The following is a 2,283-nucleotide window of genomic DNA, read 5'->3' on the forward strand; positions in this document are numbered from 1 at the left end:
TTCATATACGGTATGAGACCAGAAACTCATGTTCCATACGCGATTTACAACCTCTAAAGTTCCGTATTTCTTTTGCAGCCAAGTACGGAAGGAGGCCGCGCACGTATCGCAATAGCAATGAGGCGCATTTTCGTTGCCAATGTGCCATACAAGCAAGGATGGGTGTTGTCCATAACGCTCTGCCATCTTGGTCGCTAAACGCTGAGAAAACATTCGGTAAACCGGACTATTGGGGCAGAAATTGACACGGGAGCCGTGCGTGCGCTTCCTGCCGTCAATATCGACTGGAAGCACTTCCGGATACAAACGAGACATCCAGGCAGGCTGCGCCGCAGTTGATGTCGCTAAGCACAGAAAAATACCTTCCTTTGCGACAGTAGCAATAATTTTGTCCAGCCAGCCAAAATCATACGTATCTTCCGAAGGCTGCAGCTTCGCCCAGCTAAATACAGGCAAAGTAACGATATTAATGCCCGCCAATTTAAATAATCGCATATCTTCTTGCCAGACTTCTTCTGGCCATTGGTCGGGATTGTAATCGCCGCCATAATAAATATATGGCAGTTTCTCATTAATCATTGGATATACCCCCAAAGTTCAGTAGTCGAACAGTTCTACTCTTTCATTGCCCCGTCCATTAATCCGGCAAAAATAAATTTGCGCAGCACTAAGTAAATCAAGATGGTCGGTAACATGACCAAAATAATGGCTGCTGACAACTCATTCCAATAGGTCGCGCGCTCGCCTACAAACGTCATCAACGCAGTTGATAACGTGCTAAGTTTCTTCGATGGCATATAGAGATATGGAATGTACATATCATTCATAATATCCACGGCTTTGATGATCGCCAGTGTTGCCGTTGCTGGAAGCAAGAGAGGGAAAAGAATCGAGCGGAAAATCCGGAAATACGATGCTCCATCGAGTAACGCGCTTTCATCAAGCTGCTTCGATATTTTCTCAATGAATTGCAGATAAATGAAAATTTGCATTAAATCCGTTCCTGCATAAATGATTAGCGGTGCAAATAGCAAGCATATTCGCTTTCTCGAATGCGACGGCAAAATTATGAAACGACCAACTCTTAGGCAGTGCAAACGGCGATGTAGCCGCGAGCTCCGGAGACGTCTTAAATGCTGCGAAAACAACCACAAGCAACGGGACGAAGATAATGATCGTGATGATCGATAAAATGACGTAATACAGCGTTTTGCCAAGAAAGGAATACACCGATGCCCTTTCCAGCCTACGAGGTTTGGTTGCAAGCTCTGCTTGAGGCATGCTCATGATGATTTTTCCCCTTTCTCACGAATCAATAAATTCTGAATGAAGCTAAACGCAATGATCATAACCATCAAAATGATTGCCAAGGCTGAAGCTAACCCATAACTATTGAATTTAAATGCCGTATTAATTGTGAAAATCGTGAACGTGCTACTTGATGTACCGGGACCACCTTGCGTGACAAGAAAAGGAATATCAAAGACTTGAAGTGCTCCCCGAATATTTAAGAACAAAATAATTTCAATGACGCGGCGAATTCCTGGTAAAACGATAAAACGAATCTGCTGCATTTTGTTAGCACCATCAATGGTTGCTGCTTCATACAAATCGCTTGGTATAGACTGGACACCTGCTAGGAATAAAATGATATGAAATCCCGCAAAACGCCACAAAGAAATTGCGATAAGTGAATAGTTAACTATTTTCACATCACTAAGCCAGTTATGAATCCAACTCTCCAAACCGACCGCCATCAAAAACTCGTTGATCGGACCGTTCACTGGATTGTACAAATATCCAAAGATATAAGCGACTGCTACACCATTAATAATGTAAGGAAGTAAAACAATAGATCGGAAAAACTCGCTAGCTCGCATTTTGGCATTCAACATAACCGCCAATAAAATCTCAATAGGAATCAACAACGCATGGATAATGAAATAAAGCCAGTTATTCGAGAGTGATTGCCACACTTGCGACATTTTGAGCGCTTTCAAATAATTGTCAAACCCTACAAAATGCAAATCCCTGCTAATTCCATTCCAATCAGTCAAACTGTATTGAAACAGCTTCACCGTAGGGTAAATGAGAAATAACAGCATTAATCCAATCGGCAACGCAAGAAAAGAAAATATGAGTACTCTTTTTTGCATGATGTTATTCATGAACTTCCCTCATTCCTTGATCAATGATGTTTGTAATGACAGCGGTGCAGGTGCATACCCCTTAGATCATCTTTTTGTAAGCCTAATTTTAGAGAGATTGGACACGCTTTCACAT

The 2,283-nt window shown here is 42.1% G+C and carries 4 protein-coding genes; all 4 read right to left on the reverse strand.

Annotated features, from left to right (window positions below):
- Positions 1 to 579, reverse strand: a 579-nt coding sequence (locus AC1DUA_RS37300) for a beta-galactosidase (RefSeq protein WP_477504518.1), incomplete at its 3' end; no start/stop codon positions are given.
- A gap of 35 nt (positions 580 to 614) precedes the next feature.
- Positions 615 to 992, reverse strand: a complete 378-nt coding sequence (locus AC1DUA_RS37305) for a carbohydrate ABC transporter permease (protein ID WP_477504519.1) — start codon at positions 990 to 992, stop codon at positions 615 to 617.
- Positions 961 to 1,287, reverse strand: a complete 327-nt coding sequence (locus AC1DUA_RS37310; protein WP_477504520.1) for a hypothetical protein — start codon at positions 1,285 to 1,287, stop codon at positions 961 to 963. Before AC1DUA_RS37310 ends, AC1DUA_RS37305 begins: the two co-directional genes overlap by 32 nt.
- The gene (locus AC1DUA_RS37315; protein ID WP_477504521.1) at positions 1,284 to 2,168 is read right to left on the reverse strand and encodes a carbohydrate ABC transporter permease; all 885 of its coding nucleotides are present in this window, start codon (positions 2,166 to 2,168) and stop codon (positions 1,284 to 1,286) included. The genes AC1DUA_RS37310 and AC1DUA_RS37315 overlap by 4 nt, the downstream gene beginning before the upstream one ends.
- Positions 2,169 to 2,283 lie beyond the last annotated feature (115 nt).

It is taken from the genome of Paenibacillus sp. 01T422, from assembly GCF_056398785.1.

Coding starts and splice junctions, on each gene's coding strand:
- AC1DUA_RS37315 (WP_477504521.1), bottom strand. CDS start 2,168: ATGAATAACATCATGCAAAAAAGAGTACTCATATTTTCTTTTCTTGCG.
- AC1DUA_RS37305 (WP_477504519.1), bottom strand. CDS start 992: ATGCAAATTTTCATTTATCTGCAATTCATTGAGAAAATATCGAAGCAG.
- AC1DUA_RS37310 (WP_477504520.1), bottom strand. CDS start 1,287: ATGAGCATGCCTCAAGCAGAGCTTGCAACCAAACCTCGTAGGCTGGAA.